17 protein-coding genes are annotated in these 17,196 nt (G+C 63.5%); 7 read left to right on the plus strand and 10 right to left on the minus strand.

The window, feature by feature from the left end; all coding sequences use genetic code 11:
- Positions 1-46 precede the first annotated feature (46 nt).
- The 9 genes from dgcA to murQ all read right to left on the minus strand — a co-directional run bounded on the left by dgcA (position 47) and on the right by murQ (position 8,983).
- Positions 47-1,033, minus strand: coding sequence for an N-acetyl-D-Glu racemase DgcA (gene dgcA, locus JEQ47_RS15160; RefSeq protein ID WP_198877245.1), 987 nt, complete (start codon positions 1,031-1,033; stop codon positions 47-49).
- A gap of 3 nt (positions 1,034-1,036) precedes the next feature.
- Complete coding sequence (locus tag JEQ47_RS15165) at positions 1,037-1,942, minus strand: ABC transporter ATP-binding protein (RefSeq protein WP_198877246.1); 906 nt, start codon at positions 1,940-1,942, stop codon at positions 1,037-1,039.
- Positions 1,939-2,757, minus strand: coding sequence for an ABC transporter ATP-binding protein (locus JEQ47_RS15170; RefSeq protein WP_198877247.1), 819 nt, complete (start codon positions 2,755-2,757; stop codon positions 1,939-1,941). Before JEQ47_RS15170 ends, JEQ47_RS15165 begins: the two co-directional genes overlap by 4 nt.
- On the minus strand, positions 2,754-3,632 hold the full coding sequence (locus JEQ47_RS15175) for an ABC transporter permease (RefSeq protein WP_198877373.1): 879 nt from the start codon (positions 3,630-3,632) through the stop codon (positions 2,754-2,756). Before JEQ47_RS15175 ends, JEQ47_RS15170 begins: the two co-directional genes overlap by 4 nt.
- A gap of 13 nt (positions 3,633-3,645) precedes the next feature.
- On the minus strand, positions 3,646-4,623 hold the full coding sequence (locus JEQ47_RS15180) for an ABC transporter permease (RefSeq protein WP_198877248.1): 978 nt from the start codon (positions 4,621-4,623) through the stop codon (positions 3,646-3,648).
- Positions 4,624-4,821: 198 nt separating this feature from the next.
- Positions 4,822-6,492: an ABC transporter substrate-binding protein gene (locus JEQ47_RS15185; RefSeq protein WP_198877374.1), complete on the minus strand. Its 1,671-nt coding sequence runs from the start codon at positions 6,490-6,492 to the stop codon at positions 4,822-4,824.
- A gap of 36 nt (positions 6,493-6,528) precedes the next feature.
- A complete protein-coding gene (locus tag JEQ47_RS15190; protein ID WP_198877249.1) occupies positions 6,529-7,551 on the minus strand; it encodes a glycoside hydrolase family 3 N-terminal domain-containing protein in 1,023 nt (340 codons plus the stop codon).
- Between the two features lie 4 nt (positions 7,552-7,555).
- Positions 7,556-8,044, minus strand: coding sequence for a GNAT family N-acetyltransferase (locus JEQ47_RS15195; RefSeq protein ID WP_198877250.1), 489 nt, complete (start codon positions 8,042-8,044; stop codon positions 7,556-7,558).
- 3 nt (positions 8,045-8,047) lie between these two features.
- Positions 8,048-8,983 (minus strand): N-acetylmuramic acid 6-phosphate etherase, encoded by a 936-nt coding sequence (gene murQ / locus JEQ47_RS15200; RefSeq protein WP_198877251.1) that lies wholly within the window; start codon positions 8,981-8,983, stop codon positions 8,048-8,050.
- Between the two features lie 214 nt (positions 8,984-9,197).
- Between murQ and JEQ47_RS15205 the strand changes: the two genes are divergently transcribed.
- The 7 genes from JEQ47_RS15205 to JEQ47_RS15235 all read left to right on the plus strand — a co-directional run bounded on the left by JEQ47_RS15205 (position 9,198) and on the right by JEQ47_RS15235 (position 16,265).
- Positions 9,198-10,049 (plus strand): MurR/RpiR family transcriptional regulator, encoded by an 852-nt coding sequence (locus JEQ47_RS15205; protein ID WP_198877252.1) that lies wholly within the window; start codon positions 9,198-9,200, stop codon positions 10,047-10,049.
- 185 nt (positions 10,050-10,234) lie between these two features.
- Positions 10,235-11,299, plus strand: a complete 1,065-nt coding sequence (locus JEQ47_RS15210; RefSeq protein WP_198877253.1) for an ABC transporter ATP-binding protein — start codon at positions 10,235-10,237, stop codon at positions 11,297-11,299.
- A 50-nt stretch (positions 11,300-11,349) separates the two neighbouring features.
- On the plus strand, positions 11,350-12,591 hold the full coding sequence (locus tag JEQ47_RS15215) for an extracellular solute-binding protein (RefSeq protein ID WP_198877254.1): 1,242 nt from the start codon (positions 11,350-11,352) through the stop codon (positions 12,589-12,591).
- A 290-nt stretch (positions 12,592-12,881) separates the two neighbouring features.
- Entirely contained in the window at positions 12,882-13,802 is a 921-nt protein-coding gene (locus JEQ47_RS15220) for a carbohydrate ABC transporter permease (protein WP_198877255.1), read from the plus strand.
- Entirely contained in the window at positions 13,799-14,662 is an 864-nt protein-coding gene (locus JEQ47_RS15225; RefSeq protein WP_198877256.1) for a carbohydrate ABC transporter permease, read from the plus strand. Before JEQ47_RS15220 ends, JEQ47_RS15225 begins: the two co-directional genes overlap by 4 nt.
- A complete protein-coding gene (locus JEQ47_RS15230; protein ID WP_198877257.1) occupies positions 14,659-15,324 on the plus strand; it encodes an N-acetylmannosamine-6-phosphate 2-epimerase in 666 nt (221 codons plus the stop codon). The genes JEQ47_RS15225 and JEQ47_RS15230 overlap by 4 nt, the downstream gene beginning before the upstream one ends.
- Entirely contained in the window at positions 15,321-16,265 is a 945-nt protein-coding gene (locus tag JEQ47_RS15235; RefSeq protein ID WP_198877258.1) for an N-acetylglucosamine kinase, read from the plus strand. The genes JEQ47_RS15230 and JEQ47_RS15235 overlap by 4 nt, the downstream gene beginning before the upstream one ends.
- On the opposite strand, the gene JEQ47_RS15240 is transcribed toward JEQ47_RS15235, so the two are convergent.
- Positions 16,255-17,031 (minus strand): TetR/AcrR family transcriptional regulator, encoded by a 777-nt coding sequence (locus JEQ47_RS15240; RefSeq protein ID WP_198877259.1) that lies wholly within the window; start codon positions 17,029-17,031, stop codon positions 16,255-16,257. The two genes, JEQ47_RS15235 and JEQ47_RS15240, sit on opposite strands and share 11 nt — an antisense overlap.
- Between the last annotated feature and the right edge of the window lie 165 nt (positions 17,032-17,196).

Genomic DNA, 17,196 nt, shown 5'->3' on the forward strand with positions numbered 1-17,196 from the left:
CGGTCGAGCCGGGCAATGACGAAGGAGGTGTAAGCGCCCGGCTGGTCTATCCACCCCAAAGCGGCGATGCACCCGTTTCGATCAGCCCGCCGCGATAGACCAGTCCACCATCCCTATCCGCAGCCAGCAGCAAGGGACCGTCGAGATCGACCCAGCGCGCCCGTGATGCCAGCAGCCGTGCCGGAAACATGGAGAGCGAGGTCGAAACCATGCAGCCCACCATGATCGACAGGCCCAGCTCGTCAGCGCGCTTCGCCACGGCCAGGGCCTCGGTGAGGCCACCTGTCTTGTCGAGCTTGATATTGACCGCGTCATAGCGCCCGACCAGCCTTTCGAGCCCGTCCAGCGCATGCACGCTTTCGTCGGCGCAGATCGGCACCAGATGCTTGATGTCAGCCAAGGCGGCGTCATTGCCCGAGGGCAGGGGCTGCTCCACCAGTTCGACGCCGCAGTGCCGGCAGACATCGAGCAGCACGCCGAGGTCATCGACATGCCAGCCCTCATTGGCATCGACCACGAGGCGCGTATCTGGCGCTGCGGCGCGCACCGCACCCAGCCGTTCCGCATCGCCCGGCGCACCGAGCTTGATCTTGAGGAGCGGCAGATGCGCTGCTTTGGCAGCCGCCTCGGCCATGGCGTCGGGCGAGCCGAGGCTGATGGTGAAGGCGGTTTCGATTTTTTCGGCCAGGGTGACGCCCGCCAGGTCTGCGACCGTCCGGCCCGCCAGTTTCGCTTCGAGGTCCCAGAAGGCGCAGTCGAGCGCGTTGCGCGCCGCGCCGGGCGGCAGCGCCTGTTGCAGCTCGAGGCGTGTCATGCCTCTGGCTATGGCTGGTCCGAGCGCCTCAATGGCGGCCAAGGTCGTTTCCGGCGTCTCGCCATAGCGGCCATAAGGCGTGCATTCGCCCCGTCCGACGGCACCGTCCCGCTCTAGGGCCACCGAGACCACCACGGCTTCGGTCTTGCTGCCCCGGGCAATGGTGAAATGCCCGGCGATCGGGAAGGCCTCGATGGCCGCGGAGAGTCTGGTGGTCATGTCTCAGGCCGGCATGGGGCGGAAGAAGTGGTTTTCGCCCACCTGGCTGACTTCAGGTTGCGCCAGCGCCGCCTGCTGGCGGATTTCCTCGATCCGGCCAAGTTCGTCGGCAAATCGGATGTCGTCAAAGCGCCGGTCCGGATCCGGCACGGCCGAGAGCAAGAGGCGCGTATACGGGTGGCGCGGGTCGTCCAGCACCTTGTCGACAGCGCCCCATTCCACGATCTGCCCGGCATACATGACCATGATGTCGTCGGCGACATAGCGGGCCGTGGCGATGTCATGGGTGATGTAGAGCAAGGCCAGCTTCAGCTCGGCCTTCATGTCGTTGAGCAGGTTCAGGATGCCCTGCCGCACCGAGACGTCGAGCATCGAGGTTGGCTCGTCGGCCACGATCACCTGCGGGTTCACCGCCAATGCCCTGGCGATAGAGATGCGCTGCCGCTGCCCGCCCGACAGTTCATGCGGAAATTTGGGCATGATCAGCTTGGGGTCGAGTTTGACCCGTTCGAGCAGTTCGACAATGGCTGCCTGTCGCTGGGCGGCCGTGAGCCCCCTTTGGTGCAGCTTCAGGGGGCGCTCGAGATGGTAGCGGATGGTATGCGTCGGGTTGAGCGACGAAAACGGATCCTGGAACACCATCTGCAGGGAAGAGCGATAGTCCCGCAGCGCCTTGCTGTCAGCTTTGCCCAAAGGCGCGCCGCGGAACATCAGCCGGCCTTCGTCAGGGGTATATTCGCGCATGATGAGGCGGGCTGCCGTGGTCTTGCCCGAACCGGATTCGCCCACCAGTGCCAGTGTGCGGCCCGGATAAAGGGCGAAGCTCACCGCGCGGGCGGCATAGACCGGCTTGTCGGCGCGGCCGAAAACCTTCGAGACATTGTCGAGGGCGAGAATGGGATCGCTCATGACGAGGCCTCCACGCGAGTCTGTTCGCCACGGAGCTTGGGCATCGAGGCCCAGAGCTTCTTGGTATAGGCGTGCTGGGGCCGGCGGTAGATCGTCTGGGCGTCGTTGACCTCGACCAGTTCACCTTCGAGCATGATGCCGATGCGGTCGCTGACCTGCACCATCAGCCCCAGGTCATGGGTGATGAACAGCACCGCAAAACCGAGCTTCTTGCGCAGCACGTCGATGCGCTGCAGGATTTCGCGCTGCACCACCACGTCCAGCGCCGTGGTCGGCTCATCCATGATCAGCAGTTTCGGATTGAGCGCAAGGCAGATGGCGATGACGATGCGCTGCCGCATGCCGCCCGAGCATTGATGCGGGTAGGAATCGAGCCGCTCCGGCGCAATGTCCACGAGCTTCAGAAGTTCGGTGGCGCGAGCCCGGGCATCGGCGCGGCTGATCGGGCCATGGGCCCGCAGCACGTCGTAGAACTGCGTCTCGATGGTCAGCACCGGGTTGAGCGAATTCATGGCGCTCTGGAACACCATGGCGACCTCGCGCCAGCGGAATTTCCGCAATTCCTCGTCCGAGAGATCGAGCACATTGCGCCCGCCCACCAGGATTTCGCTGCCCGTGCGGATCAGCGCCGGCGGACGGTGCAGGCGGCTGACGGCAAAGGCGATGGTCGACTTGCCGCAACCTGATTCACCGGCAAGGCCGAAGAACTCGCCGGGGGCAATGTCGAAGCTGACATTCTTGACCGCGTGGAAATCGGCTTCCGAGCCGACATAGTCGATGTTGAGATTGCGAACGGAAAGGACGGGCGTGGTCACAGCTTGCCCTCCCCGATGCGCACCATGCGGGTCCAGCGATTGAGCATGCCGCCGGTCCGGAGACGCGGATTGGCGATCTCGTCGATGGCGAAGTTGATGAGCGCGAGGCCAAGGCCGAGGAAAGCCAGGGCAAAACACGGCGAGAGCAGGTCCCACCAGGCGCCGACCGAGAGAGCCGCCGCGTTCTGCGCATTATAAAGCATGATCCCCCACGAGACGGTGTTGGGATCACCGAGGCCCAGGAATTCCAGCGTCGCCTCGGTGATGACGGCAAAGATCACCGATCCGATGAAGTTGATACCGACGATGGAAATGAGGTTCGGAAAAATCTCGAACAGCATGATGCGCCAGCTCGGTTCGCCCAGCATTTCTGCCGATTTGACGAAGTCGCGCTGACGGATCGAGAGCGTTTCCGAGCGGGTGACGCGCACGCCCCAGGCCCAGGACGTCAAGCCAAGGATGATGGCGATGACGAGCGGGCTGGCCTGGCCGATGAACGCGGCCAGCACCAGGAGCAGCGGCAGGTTGGGGACGACCAGCACCATATTGGTGAAGAAGTTGATGACCTCGTCGACCACGCCACCTTTGTAGCCGGCAATGATGCCCAGCACCGTGCCGATGATGGTGATCATCAGCCCCGCGCCAAAGCCCACGGCCAGCGACACGCGGGCACCATAGACGAGACGCGCGAAGACGTCGTGCCCGAGCCGTGTCGTGCCCAGCCAGTGGTCCCAGCTCGGCGGCTGGTGCGGGCGGCCGACGCGCTTGACCGGGCTGTATTCGGTCAGGAGCGGCGCAAAGATCGCCACAAGGAGGATGATGGTCAGGATGACAAGGCCGGTCATGGCCTTCTTGTTCTGCAGGAGCTGGCTGATGAGCTTCATCGCGTCAGGCCTTCTTGAGACGCGGATCGAGCAGCACATAGCTCAGATCGACGACGAAATTGGAAACGAGCATGGCGGCAGTCATGATCAGCAACTGGCCCTGGATCACAGGATAGTCGCGGGCGATGATCGCCTGGTAGAGCGTGTTGCCGAGGCCCGGATAGTTGAACACCACTTCGGTGACCAGCGACCCACCGAGAATGGTGCCGATGGCGATGGCTAGGCTCGATACGGTGGGCAAGAGCGCGTTGCGCGCCGCATACCAGAGCATGACATTGTTGTCCGAGAGGCCCTTGGCCCGGGCCATGACGATATAGTCTTCGCCCAGGAGGTTGATCATGTTGTTGCGCATGGTCACGGCGAAGCCGCCCGTCAGCACAAAGACCAGCGTCAGCATGGGCAGGGTGCCGTGGTAGAGGACACTGGAAATATACTGCCAGTTCCAGGCGGGATCGATCAGCGGATTGGCGGCATAGCCGTTGGGGAACCAGCGCAGCGTATAGCCGAAGATGAAGAGCATGATCAGCGACACGACCACGGCCGGCACCGAGCTCGAGAAGATCGCGCCCAGCGAAATCACCGAGTCCACCGCGCGACCCCGGCGCCAGGCGGCGAAGATGCCGAGGAAGCTGCCGAGGGTAAAGCTGATGACGGTGGCAATGCCCATCAGGCCCACGGTCCAGATCAGTGCGCGTCCGAGCAGCTCCGTGACCGGCAGCGGGAAATACTTGATCGAGCGGCCGAGGTCGCCGGTAAACACGCTCTTGAGATAGGCGAAATACTGTTCGTGCAGCGGCGCATCGATAAAGCCGAAAGTCAGCTTGAGCGCATTGAGGTTCTCGAGGCTGAGCTCGGACCCGGCACTGGCGAACATGATCTGGATCGGATCGCCCGGCATCAGCCTGGGCAGGAAGAAATTGATGGTCGCGGCGACAAGAAAGGCCGCGAGATAGAACGCCAGTCGCCGCAGCAAAAAGGCCATGGTGAAATTCTCCCGGGGCAAGTGAGAACAGCTAAGGCGTTCAATCCCCAATTGTCACCCCGGCGAAGGCCGGGGCCCATCTTGAGATCTCAGGATGGATCCCGGCCTTCGCCGGGATGACAGTCTGCGTTGGTGGATGCCCTGTGCTCGAGCAGCCAGAATGGAGGAGCGCAGCTCGCGCTCCTCCGGGTTGAGTATTTACTCAGCCGCGACCGGATCGAGATCCAGCAACTGCAGCAGGCGGGCCGGGTTGGCGTTGGAGACAACGGGCGAGTACTTGGGGTTCTCGGCGTCGGCCCAGCCGGTGAAGCGGCTGGTATTGTACTGGTAGAAGGCCGGGCTGTTGTAGATCGGCACGATCGGCAGGTTCTCGGCCACGATCAGCTGGGCCTGGTCCATCAGCGCCTTGGCTTCGTCCGCATCCTTGGTCTGGGTATACTGGGCCAGCAGGTCGCTGAGCTCGGCATTTTCCCAATGCGGCGCGGTGAAGCGCGACTTGCCGAAATCGTTCGGGTTGAACGAACGGATATACGGGAAGTACGGGTTGGCAGCCGATGCGAGGGCATTGAGTGTCATGGAATAGGTGCCGTCGATCAGGTTCTGCGTCCAGACCGCGGCTTCCGGCGTCGACATCTTCACGTTGAGGCCCGCTTCGCTGAGGCTCTCGATGGAAATCTGCACCGCGTCGATCCAGTCGGTCCAGCCATTGGGCACCATGAAGTCGATGGTGATCGGTGTGCCATCGGGATTGTCGCGGAAACCGTCGCCATCGGCATCGACATAGCCGGCAGCGTCGAGCGCGGCGATGCCGGCTTCGAGGTCGAACTGGCCATACTGGCCGAACTGGGCATCGACTTCGGGATTGGCGAAGGACGCATAGAGTTCGCCCAGGGCCGCCGGGTCGTCATTGACAAGCGGATAGCCATAGCCGGCAATGTCGACAATCGTCTGGCGGTCGATGAGCTGCGACAGGGCGCGGCGGAAGTTGACGTCGGTGAACGCCTTGCGGTTGTTCTCGTCCGGCGTGGTCATGCTCATCTGGAGCGAAACCAGGCTCGACGGGGTGAACCAGTAGTGGTGGTGCTCCGGATCCTTGGCGACAAAGGTATTGTCGATGTCGGGGATGAAGCTCGTGGCCCAATCGAGGGTGCCTTCGGCCAGCGCCGAGAGAACCTGCGGGTTGTCGGCGAGCTGCGGCATGCGCAGGCAATCGACCTTGAGGTTTTCCGCGTCCCAGTAATGCGGGTTGCGGCACTGCTCGTAGACCTGCGGGGTGAAGCGGGTGATTTCGGTCATCGGACCCGAACCCACCGGATTCTCGTTGGCAAAGGTCACCGGATCGGCGACATCGGCCCACACATGCTCGGGAACGATGGGCATGCCGACGATCGTGTTGGCGATCAGGGAATTGGGTTCCTTGAGGTGGAAGGTGACGGTGCGATCGTCGACCTTCTCAACCGATTCCAAAAGCGCCGAAACCGAGATGAAGTCGAGCGCCGGGAACTTGGTGATGTAGTCATAGGTGAAGATGACGTCGTCGGCATCAAGCGACTCGCCGTCCGACCACATCAGGCCTTCACGCAGCACGAAGGTGATCGACTTGAGGTCGTCGGCCAGCTCGTAGCTCTCGGCGAGGCGGAAGTTCGGTTCATTGGCCTTGAGGCGGTTGAACACCACCAGCGGCTCATACATGAAATCGAGCGTGGTATAGCGCGCCGAGGTCTGGCCGAACGGGTTGAAGTTGCGCACGAAAGTGGTGGTCTGCTCGGACACCAGGGTCAGCACATTGCCGCTGGCGTCCTGGGCCTGGGCCGGCGCCGCCGCCATGAGGGCGAGCACGGATGCGGCTGCAATCCATGACGTTCTGATCATTTCAATATCTCTCCTTGTTATGCGGCTCGTCTGTCAGGCGAAGCCGTTCTCCCTGAAAATGTCCTCGACTTCGCCATGCAGGGCCTGGACGTCGAAGCGAGCTGACCCGAGCCGGGCTTCGGCGCGGGAAATACGGGCGAGGCTTTCGGCGCTCAGCGGGTTGGCCGCCTTCGCCGCCGCCTCGCTGGCGGCCAGATTGCCCTGACTATGGAGGGCGATGTCATAGCCGGCATCAAGGCAAGCGCGTACGCGTTCCGGCCAGGTCCCCTTGAGCGCCTCCATGGTGAGGCAGTCGCTGATCAGGACGCCGTCAAAGCCGAGGTCGCGGCGGATCATGTCGCAGACGACGGGCGAAACCGAGGCAGGGCGCTCGGCGTCGATCTGCGAGAAGATGAGATGGGCGACCATGGCCCAGGGCGCGTCACGCAAGGCCACGAAGGGCTTGAAGTCGGTGCCGGCCATGTCCTCGACCGTGGCGTCGACCACCGGGCAGGTGAAATGCGGATCGACATTGACGCGACCATAGCCGGGGATGTGCTTGAAGATCGGCATGGACCCCACTTCCAGCATGGCTTCGACGACGACGCGTCCGAGCGTCGTCACCAGTTCCGGATCGTCGCCGAAGGAGCGGTTGCCGATGACATTGTGGGTGCCGGGACGGGCGAGGTCGACGACCGGCGTGGTACCGCTGCCGAGCCCGAGTTCGGAAAGCATCGTGCCCATGGCGAGGGACGAGAGGCGCAGGGCCCGCTTGCCGGTCTCGAGGTCCTTGCGGGCGAGGGCACCGAAATCCCCGAGCGAGCGGTAGAGCGGCCAATTGCCGTTGTCGAGCCGCTGCACGCGGCCGCCTTCCTGGTCGATATAGACAGGGGCATCGTCGCGGCCGACGGCCTCCTTGAATTGCCCGACCAGGTGGCGGATCTGGTCGGGATTGTCGAGATTGCGCTTGAAGAGGAAGAGGCCGAACGGATTGGCTTCGCGAAAGAAGGCGATTTCCGACGGCGACAGCTCATGGCCCGGCATACCGACGAAAAGGGCGAGAGGCGTCGACGGCATAGAACTAGTTTCCTTGTGGCTGCGGCTTGATGCGCAGGAGGCCCTGGTAGATGTCCTCCTTGTCGGAGGGGATGGGCATGGCGCCCGCAGCATTGACGTAGAAGTCCACCGGGCCAGCCGAGCCAACCACCGCATAGGCATAGCCATGCGCCTTCATGGCCACGAGCGTGTGATAGAAGAGCGCGATGCCGATGCGCTTGCCGCGCTGGTCCTCAGAGACACCGGTGGGGCCGAAAAAACCGCGCGCCGTTGCGTCGTAGCAGGCAAAGCCGACGAGCTGGCCATCCACCGTGGCGATGAGGCATCCCGGCGGCTGATGCGCCATGGCGGCGCTGACTTCGCTCACCCAGTATTCGGAAAAGTGCTTGCGCACCCAGTCCTTGATGATGTGCTGCTCGGGCGGCAAGGCGACCCGAATGGTCGCCTCGACCTTATCGGCACGGGCCTTCAGGTCATCCAGTTTGCGGCTATAGAGATTGACGAGCAGGTCCATGGCTCAGCTCGCCGCGCGCGGCTGGTGCTGGGCAGCGGCCCGGCGCAAGAAGCCGTCGGCATTGCCAAGGGCCGTCTCGGCGGCTCCGGCATCCATGCCGGTCAGCGCCATCATGATGGCGAGCTTGACGTTGTTGTTGCTGGCCACAAGGAATTTTTCGGCATCCTCGGGCGAGCAGCCGGTGGCGTCGACGAGGATGCGCGTGGCGCGGGCCGCCAGCTTTTCATTGCTGACCGAGAGGTCGACCATGAGGTTTTCATAGGACTTGCCGATGCGGATCATGCTGGCCGTGGTCAGCATGTTGAGCACCAGCTTCTGCGCCGTCCCCGATTTCAGTCGCGTGGAACCGGTCAACGCCTCGGGGCCGACCAGCGGCGAAATGGCAATGTCGGCCATCCTGGCAATGGCGGAATCCGGATTGCAGGAAAGGGCGGCCGTCACCGCGCCGACCTGCTTGGCATAATCGAGCCCGCCGATGACATAAGGGGTGCGGCCGGAAACGGCGATGCCGACGACCACGTCTTTCGCCGTAAGATTGATCTTTTCGAGGTCCTTGCGGCCCTCTTCGCGGGAATCCTCGGCGCCTTCGATGGGGTGGCGCAAAGCCCGGTCGCCGCCGGCTATGAGGCCGACGACCATGCCCTCAGGCACGCCGAAGGTCGGGGGGCATTCGGACGCGTCGAGCACCCCCAGGCGCCCGCTGGTGCCGGCGCCCATGTAAACGAGGCGCCCGCCGGCCTTGAAGGCTTCGACGATGCAATCCACCGTGGCGGCGACCTGCGGCAGGACCTTGTCCACGGCCTCTGCGACGCGCGCATCCTCGCGGTTCATCGCCGCGACGATTTCGCTCGAGCTCATGAGGTCGATCTGCATGGTCTCGGGATTGCGGGCTTCGGAAACGAGCTGTTCCAGCTCGGCCATGAGGGTGGTTTTTGCCATTGTGCCTATGCTCAAGTTCCGGCCTGATGCTAGAAATGAATATTCCGTCTGTCAACGATACATGGAATATTGTATTCCAGATTTTGCGCTGAACCGCTTGGCCATGGGGCGGGTGGGGATGTGCGGGAGAAGCCAGTTGCAATTTTGATGGCGTCCGCTTTAGTCCTCGGGAAAGACGGGGGCCGGAATGGGCACCGGTGTCACGGAAGCCGCAATGTCTGTCCTCAAGATCCTCAGCGCCAAGCTCGAAACCATGACCCAGGCCGATCGGCAGATCGCCCAGTTCATCATCGACCATCCCGAGCAGATGCTGACCCTGTCCTCGGCGGCGCTCGCAGAAGCCACCGGCCGCAGCCAGTCGAGCGTGGTCAAGTTTAGCCAGAAGCTCGGCTATGCCGGCTACCAGCAACTGAAGCTCGCGGTAAACAAGGCCAAGGCGCTGGAATGGCATGCGCCGGGCGGGGTGATCCATGGCACCATCGACGCGGCCGACAGCTATGTCACGATCCTGCAAAAACTGATCGGCTCGAAGCTCCTGTCGATGCGCGAAACGCTGGCCGCCAACAATGAGCAAACCATTGATCTGGCTCTGACTTCCCTCGTCAATGCGCGCAAGATCCAGCTTGCCGGGGTGGGCGCCTCGTCCCTCGTGGCAAAGGATTTTTCCTACAAGCTCCTGAAGCTCGGCCGCATGGCGCTGCTCGACAGCGACAGCCACATTCAGATTTCCAATGCTTCGGCGCTCAACGAGGCCGACGTCCTCCTGGCGCTCTCTCATTCCGGGCGCAGCGTCGAAACCCTGCGGATCGCCGAAGTCGCCAAGCAGCGCGGCGCGACGGTCATTTCGATGACCGGCCTGCAGCCCAATCCGCTGCTCGACCTGGCCGATATTCATCTCTTCACCGTGGCCGATGAAGAGCGGGTGCGGTCCTCGGCCATTACTTCGCGCGATGCGCAGCTCATGCTGATGGACATGCTGTTCATCCTGATGATCCGGCAGCAGGCCGATGCGCATGACTTCATTCATAATTCCGAAAGCGCCGTGACCGTGCTCAAGGCGCGCTGAACCGGCCCCCCTCCTGGACCCCTCGGATGAACGGCCGGTCGCGACGCTTTTGCGCGACCCGCTCACGAGGGTTGTGTAATCGGATATTCTTGACACATTCAATTTGCGGAATTTAGTATTCCAATTGGCGCGCTGGTTGCAGCGGGCCGAGGACCTGCGTGGGCGGGTCGGGACGGGAGAGCAACGTGGCTCAACTATCGCTTCGCGGCATCAAGAAGCGCTTTCGCGAAACTGCCGTCCTGCATGGCATCGACCTCGAGATCGGTGACCGCGAATTTGTCGTCTTCGTCGGCCCATCGGGTTGTGGCAAGTCGACCCTGCTGCGCCTCATTGCCGGGCTCGACCCGATCACCGAGGGCGAGTTTGTTCTCAACGGCACGAGGATGAACGACGTGGCGCCCTCGCGCCGCGGCATCGCCATGGTGTTCCAGTCCTATGCGCTTTATCCGCATATGGACGTCTATGAAAACATGGCCTTTGGCGCCCGGCTCATGGGCCTCACCAAGGCCGAGGTCGAAGCGCGCATTGCCGAGGCGGCGCGCATGCTGCGGCTCGAAGCGCTCCTCAAGCGCAAGCCGCGCGAACTTTCCGGCGGCCAGCGCCAGCGCGTCGCCATCGGCCGTGCCCTGGTGCGCAAGCCCGACGTCTTCCTGCTCGACGAACCGCTCAGCAACCTCGACGCCGCTTTGCGCTCCGAGGTTCGCCTCGAGATCGCCCGCCTCCATCGCGAGATCGGCGGCACCATGATCTATGTGACCCACGATCAGGTCGAGGCCATGACCCTGGCCGACAAGATCGTGGTCATGAACAATGGCCGCATCGAACAGGTGGGGTCGCCGCGCGATCTCTATGAAACGCCGGCCAATACCTTTGTCGCCACCTTCATCGGCTCGCCGCGAATGGCGCTGGTCGACGTGACGCGGGATGGCGATCGGCTCGCCGTCGCCAATGGTGGCGCGGTGGTGACCGGCGCGCTGCCGGACGCGACATCACTGAAATTGGGCCTCCGGCCCGATGCGGTGCAGCTCCATCGCGGTGCTGGGAGCGAGGGGCTCTCGGCCAAGGTCGAGTACACCGAATATCTGGGTGACAACGCCTATGTCTATGCACGGCTGGCCGACGGCACGCTGCTCTCGGCCCGCACCACCCCAAACGATCTCTTTGCTCCCGACGAGGCGGTGACCGTGACGGTCACGCCAGGCGCGGCGCATTATTTTTCCGCCGAGGATGGCCGGCGGCTGAACCCCTGACGGGGTTTGGAAGGGACCATTCCAAGACGTTTTCAAGGGAAGGGAAATCCATGAAGAAAACTGTACTTCGCGCGGGAGCCTTGCTGGGCGCCGTGCTCGTCGCCGCCCCGGTTATGGCCCAGGATCTCACGTTCTGGAGCTGGCGCCAGGAAGACCGCGCTGCCTATGAGCAGTTCATCGAAACCTTCGAGGCGGCCAATCCCGGCATCACCGTCACCTTCGAGACCTTTGAGGCCACCAATTACAACACCATCCTCTCGACCGCCCTTGCCGGTGGCACCGGTCCTGACGTGATGATGGTGCGCGCCTATGGCGGGCTCGAAAACGTCGCCGTCGCCGGCTATCTCGAAGAGCTGACCACCGACAGCGTGCCGGCTCTGGCCGACTTCGCCGCCCCGGCCCTCGCCGCCGAAAGCGTGCGCGCCGACAACAAGCTCTATGCCGTGCCCTTTGCCAGCCAGACGCAGTTGGTGATCTACAATACCGCGCTCTTCGAAGCGAACGGGCTCGACGAACCCCAGACCTGGGACGAACTGGTCGCCGCCGCCCAGACCCTCAAGGATGCCGGCGTCATCCCCTTCGCCAATGGCACGGCGACCGCCTGGCAGAACGAGACCGTGACCTTCGGCCTCGGCTCCTCGCTGATGGGCAAGGCCTTCTATGACGAGCTGATGGCCGGCACTGCCGACTTCACCGACGAGCGTTTCACCTCGGCCCTGGCCTCCGTCAACGAGCTGGCCCAGGAATACTTCCCCGATGGCTTCATTGGCCTCGACTACCCCAGCGCCCAGCAGCTCTTCTCCTCGGGCATGGCCGGCATGTTTGTCGGCGGCTCCTATGAGCTGGCGACCTTCAAGGCGCAGAATCCGGATATCGAACTGGGCGTCTTCCCCGCTCCGGGCCGTGCCGCCGAGGACGACAAGCTGGTCGGCCTCTATTTCGACGGCGGTTATGCGGTCAATGCCGCCTCGCCCAACAAGGAAGCGGCCATCACCTTCGTGAACTACCTGGCCAGCCAGGAATTCGGCCAGGCTTTCGCCAATACGCTCAACAACATCTCGACCATTCCGGGCGTCACTTTCGACAACCCGCTTCTGGCCGAAGTCAATGAGCTGAACCAGTCCTCGATCCCCTACCTGATGCTCGCCCATTTCCGTTACGGCGAACCCTCGGGCTCGGTGCTGATCCAGGCCGAAATGCAGAAGCTGTTCGCCGGCGAAACCACGCCGGAAGCCATCGGCGAAGCCCTGACCACGGGTCTTGCCGCCTGGTACGAACCCTTCAAGGACTAAGGCGGCCACTCCCTCCGCCAAAGGGGGAGTGACGGGCAATTGACCCCGTCACTCCCACACCCGAATTAGCGCCTTCGCCTCCCTCCCCCTTGAGGGGAGGGAATGAGGGTGGGGGTCCACCGGTGAAACGCCGGGCTACCCCCTCCCCAGCTCTGCTACGGCCCACTGGGCCGAGCGGCGCTACCCTCCCCTCAAGGGGGAGGGTGGGCTGGTGCCGAGACTATAAAGTGCGTTGAGCCTTCCATGCGAAGGGCGCGACGGCCCAAGAACTTGATGCGCGAGAGCCCCAAATGCCTCAGTTTCGGATGACCGGCCGCGGCCTCTGGATCACGGTGCTGATCGTGCCGCCGCTCGCCTTCGTGGCGCTGTTCATCGTTTATCCGATCATTTCGGCCTTCGCCTATGCCTTCTTCGACTGGCAGGGCTTGAAGCGACTCGATTTCGTGGGGCTGGAAAACTTCCACACCGTGCTGTTCGTCGAGCCCTATCGAAGCTGGACGATCAACGCCTTCAAGAACAACATCATCGTCTTCTTTGCGCTGATGGTGCTGCAGAACGGGCTGGGATTCATTCTCGCCTATGCGCTCTGGCGCGAACTGCCCGGCGCGCGCTTCCACCGCATCGCGGTGTTCCTGCCGGTGGTGCTCTCGACCATCATCGTCGCCTATCTCTTCAAGCTCTTCTACCACCCGCTCTTCGGCGTGGTGAATGTGACGCTCAAGAATATAGGGCTCGACTGGCTGGCCCAGCCATGGCTCGGGCAATCGAGCACGGCGCTCGGGAGCATCATCGTGGCCCAGGCCTGGCATATGGTGGGTTTCCCGACCCTGGTTTTCCTTGCCGGCATGCAGCGCATCCCGAGCGAAATTCTCGACGCCGTGCGCATGGAAACCGAAAGCGAGTGGGTCAAGATCACCAAGGTGGTGTGGCCGCTGGTGGCCCCCAGCGCTACCATCGTCTTCACCCTGCTCTTCGTGGGCGCCTTCAACTGGTTCGAGCTGCCCTACATCATGGGCGGGCTTGATGGCTCGCCCTTCGGTTCGACCGACGTGCTGGGGCTTTATTTCTACCGCACCGCCTTTGGCAACGTGTCCTCCGGCCAGCAGGATTTCGGCCTCGGTTCGGCCCTTGCCGTCCTGATCTTCATCTTCATCGCCGTCATCGCGGCGGTCATCACCACGCGTCTGCGCGCCCGGGAGATCCAGCTATGAGCGCCGACGCGACCAACTACTACGACCGCAAGGGCATCCTCGGCGCCCTCGGGCGCGATGGGCTTCTGCAGGTCATCCTCATCGCCAACACCATCCTCATGCTGGCGCCGATCGTCATCATGGTGTTCTCGGCCTTCAAGACCACGCCGCAGATCTTCCAGTCGCCCTTCGGGATTCCGGACTTCACCCAGGTCCAGAACTTCGTGAAGATCTGGAACGAGACCAACTTCCTGCGCTACCTGCTCAATTCCTTCGTCGTCACCGCGGCCTCCATGGTGCTGATCCTGACGCTGGGCACCATGGCTGCCTATGCCCTGGGGCGCTACGCCTTTTCCGGCGCCAGCTTCATCCTGATGTTCTTCATCGCCGGGCTGACCCTGCCACTCAAGCTCGCCATCATCCCGCTCTTCATGCTGATGCGCGACCTCTCCATCCTCAACAACCAGCTTTCGCTGATCTTCGTCTATACGGCCATGGGCCTGCCCTCGACGATCTTCATCATGACCGGCTTCATCCGCACCCTGCCCAATGAGCTGGAAGATGCGGCGCGCATGGATGGCGCTTCGGAAGCGCGCATCATGTGGTCGATCATGCTGCCTTTGGTGCGCCCGGCCATGGTCATTGCCGGCATCCAGAATGTCGTGCCCATCTGGAACGACTTCTTCTTCCCGCTGGTCTTTATCCAGAACGACAATCTGAAGACCCTGCCGCAGGGCCTGACCACCTTCATGGGCGAATATACGACCGATTGGGGCGTGCTGTTCTCCGGCCTCACGCTCTCGGCCGCGCCAATCATCATCATCTACATCGTGCTGTCGCGGCAGTTCATCGCCGGCATGACCTCGGGCGCGATCAAATGATCCTGCCCAGGGGCCTCGTCGTCTCCTGCCAGGCGCGGGCCGACAATCCCTTGCATGGGCCGCACTTCATGGGAGCCATGGCCCTCGCGGCGCGCGACGGCGGCGCTGTCGCCATCCGCGCCAATGGCCCGGCCGACATCGCCGCCGCCAAGGCAGCGGGCCTGCCGGTCATCGGCATAAACAAGGTCTTCTCCGACACCTGGCCAGTCTATATCACCCCCGACTTCGCCGCTGCCTCGGCCATCGTCGAAGCGGGCGCCGAGATCGTGGCGCTGGACTGCACCGAGCGGCGGCGCGCCGGCGAGCATCCGAGCGTGCTGATCCGGCGCATCCGCGAGGATCTCGGCGCCGAGGTGTTCGCCGATATTTCCACGCTCGACGAGGGCATGAAGGCCGCCGCCTGGGGCGCCGATTATGTGGCGACGACGCTCTCGGGCTATACCGAGGAGACCATGCCCAAGCCCGATGCACCCGACCTCGCACTGATTGAAGCCTTGGCGACGCGTCTGACGATTCCCGTGGTGGCCGAAGGGCGCTACAATACGCCCGAGCTGGTGCGCGACGCCTTTTCGGCGGGCGCTCATGCCGTTGTGGTGGGAACCATGATTACCAATCCGCGCGAAATCACCCGCGCTTTCGTCAGGCAAGGCGTGCCCGCGTGAGCCAGGTTCATCTCGGTATTGATGTCGGCGGCACCGCCAGCCGTTGGGTGGCCTGCGACACAACGGGGGCGCTCGTGGCGCGCGGCAGTGCCAGTGGCGCCACGGCGCACGTGTTCAACCCGGCCGAACACGCTCGTCTTGCGGGGGTCTTCGCGTCGGTCGCCGCCGAATTGAGTGCCGCCGGATTTGAGGCCGCGAGCCTCTGCGCCGGCATGACCGGCTTTGGCCAGCCCGCTACAGCGGAAATTCGGGCCATGGCCAGTGCGGCTTTGGGCCTGGCCCCCGACGCCGTCCTCGTCATGGACGATATCGCCATGGCCTATGCCGCTCATTTCCGCCCCGGCGAGGGGCATCTCATTTCCGCCGGCACCGGCTCCATCGGCATCCACATCACAAGCAAAGGCGAAGTGGTGCGCGTGGGCGGCCGGGGAATCCTCATCGACGATGCGGGCTCGGGAAGCTGGATCGCGCTCGAGGCGCTCGATCAGATGTATCGGGCGCTCGACCATACCGGTTCGTTCGACGAACTGTCGGAACTGGCCGCGGAAATGTTCCTGGCCGTGGGGGGCAATAGCTGGAGCGATGTGCGCCAGTTCATCTATGCCGGTGATCGCGGCCGCATCGGCACGCTGGCAGTCGGCGTCGCCAGGGCCGCCGAAGCGGGCGACCAGACCGCGCTCGATATCCTGCGGCGCGCCGGAGCGGAACTGGCGGGCCTCGGCGAAGCGCTCAGCAAGCGCGCTGGAGCGGGGCCGCTCGCGCTGATCGGCGGGGTGCTCAACCTCCATCCGGTCATTTCCGAGGAGATCGCCTGGCGCTTTCCGGGCGTCGAGGTCACTCGCCCCGTCATCGACAGCGCTTTCTCCGCCGCGCGGCTCGGGGTGAGCGAAGCCGGCCAGGCCTGGCTCCCGCTACTGGCGCGGGGATTGTCTACGCCCTGAGCGCTGCCTTCCGCGCGATCATCGCCTCGATGCCGTCGAGCATGCGCTCGAGCCCGAAAGTGAAGGCCCGATCCGGGTCACCCAGGCCATAGAGTTCGCCCACGACCGGGCCGACGCGGCTGGCGACGGGATAGGGCGCCCAGTCGATGGTCTCGAGAAACGGCGCAATGGCATACCACCATTCGTCGTCGCTCATGCCGGTCTGCTGCTTGACCGAAGCGGCCCGCGCCACGTCGCGTACGGCGCCAAAGACGTAATTGGTGATCAGCGTCACCGTCATGTCCATCTCGACCTCGTCGAGCCCCAGCCCGTCGACGACGCTGAGGATCGCCTCATAAGCGCGCAGCGTGTTGGGACCGAGCACCGGGCGATGCGTGCCCACCTGCAGCGCCCAGGGGTGGTCGAGATAGAACTGGCGATAGGCGGTGGCCACCATGGTGATGTTGTCGCGCCAGTTCGCCGGATCGAACCGGGGGAGGGCGGCGCCCTCGGGTCCCCCGGCAATGGCATCGATCATCAGGTCGATCAGCGCCGACTTGTCGGGGATGTGGGTGTAAAAGCTCATCGCCGAAATGCCGACCGCCTCGGCCACGCGCCGGGTCGAGACGGCGTCGATCCCCTCAGCATCGGCAATGGCGATGGCAGCCTGCACCAGATCGGCGAGCTGCACCTTGGACTTGGGCCCGCGCTTGCCGGCGCTTGCCCGGCCCCACAGCAAGTGCAGCGATTTGAGCGGATCGCCCCTGCCGGAAATCTCCTCGGCCATGCCTACCTCAAAATTACCCTTTACACCGTACAATGTTATGCTAAACCTTGTGCGGCGTACAAAGTTTAGTATCGCTCATCGCAAAAGTCGAGCGCCTGTCGAAATCGCCGCTGCTGACACGTCATGTCGGCAGGCGGGTCGATGCTGCTTCGGCGCTCAAAGGGG

It is taken from the genome of Devosia sediminis (assembly GCF_016411825.1).
Lineage (GTDB): Bacteria > Pseudomonadota > Alphaproteobacteria > Rhizobiales > Devosiaceae > Devosia > Devosia sediminis.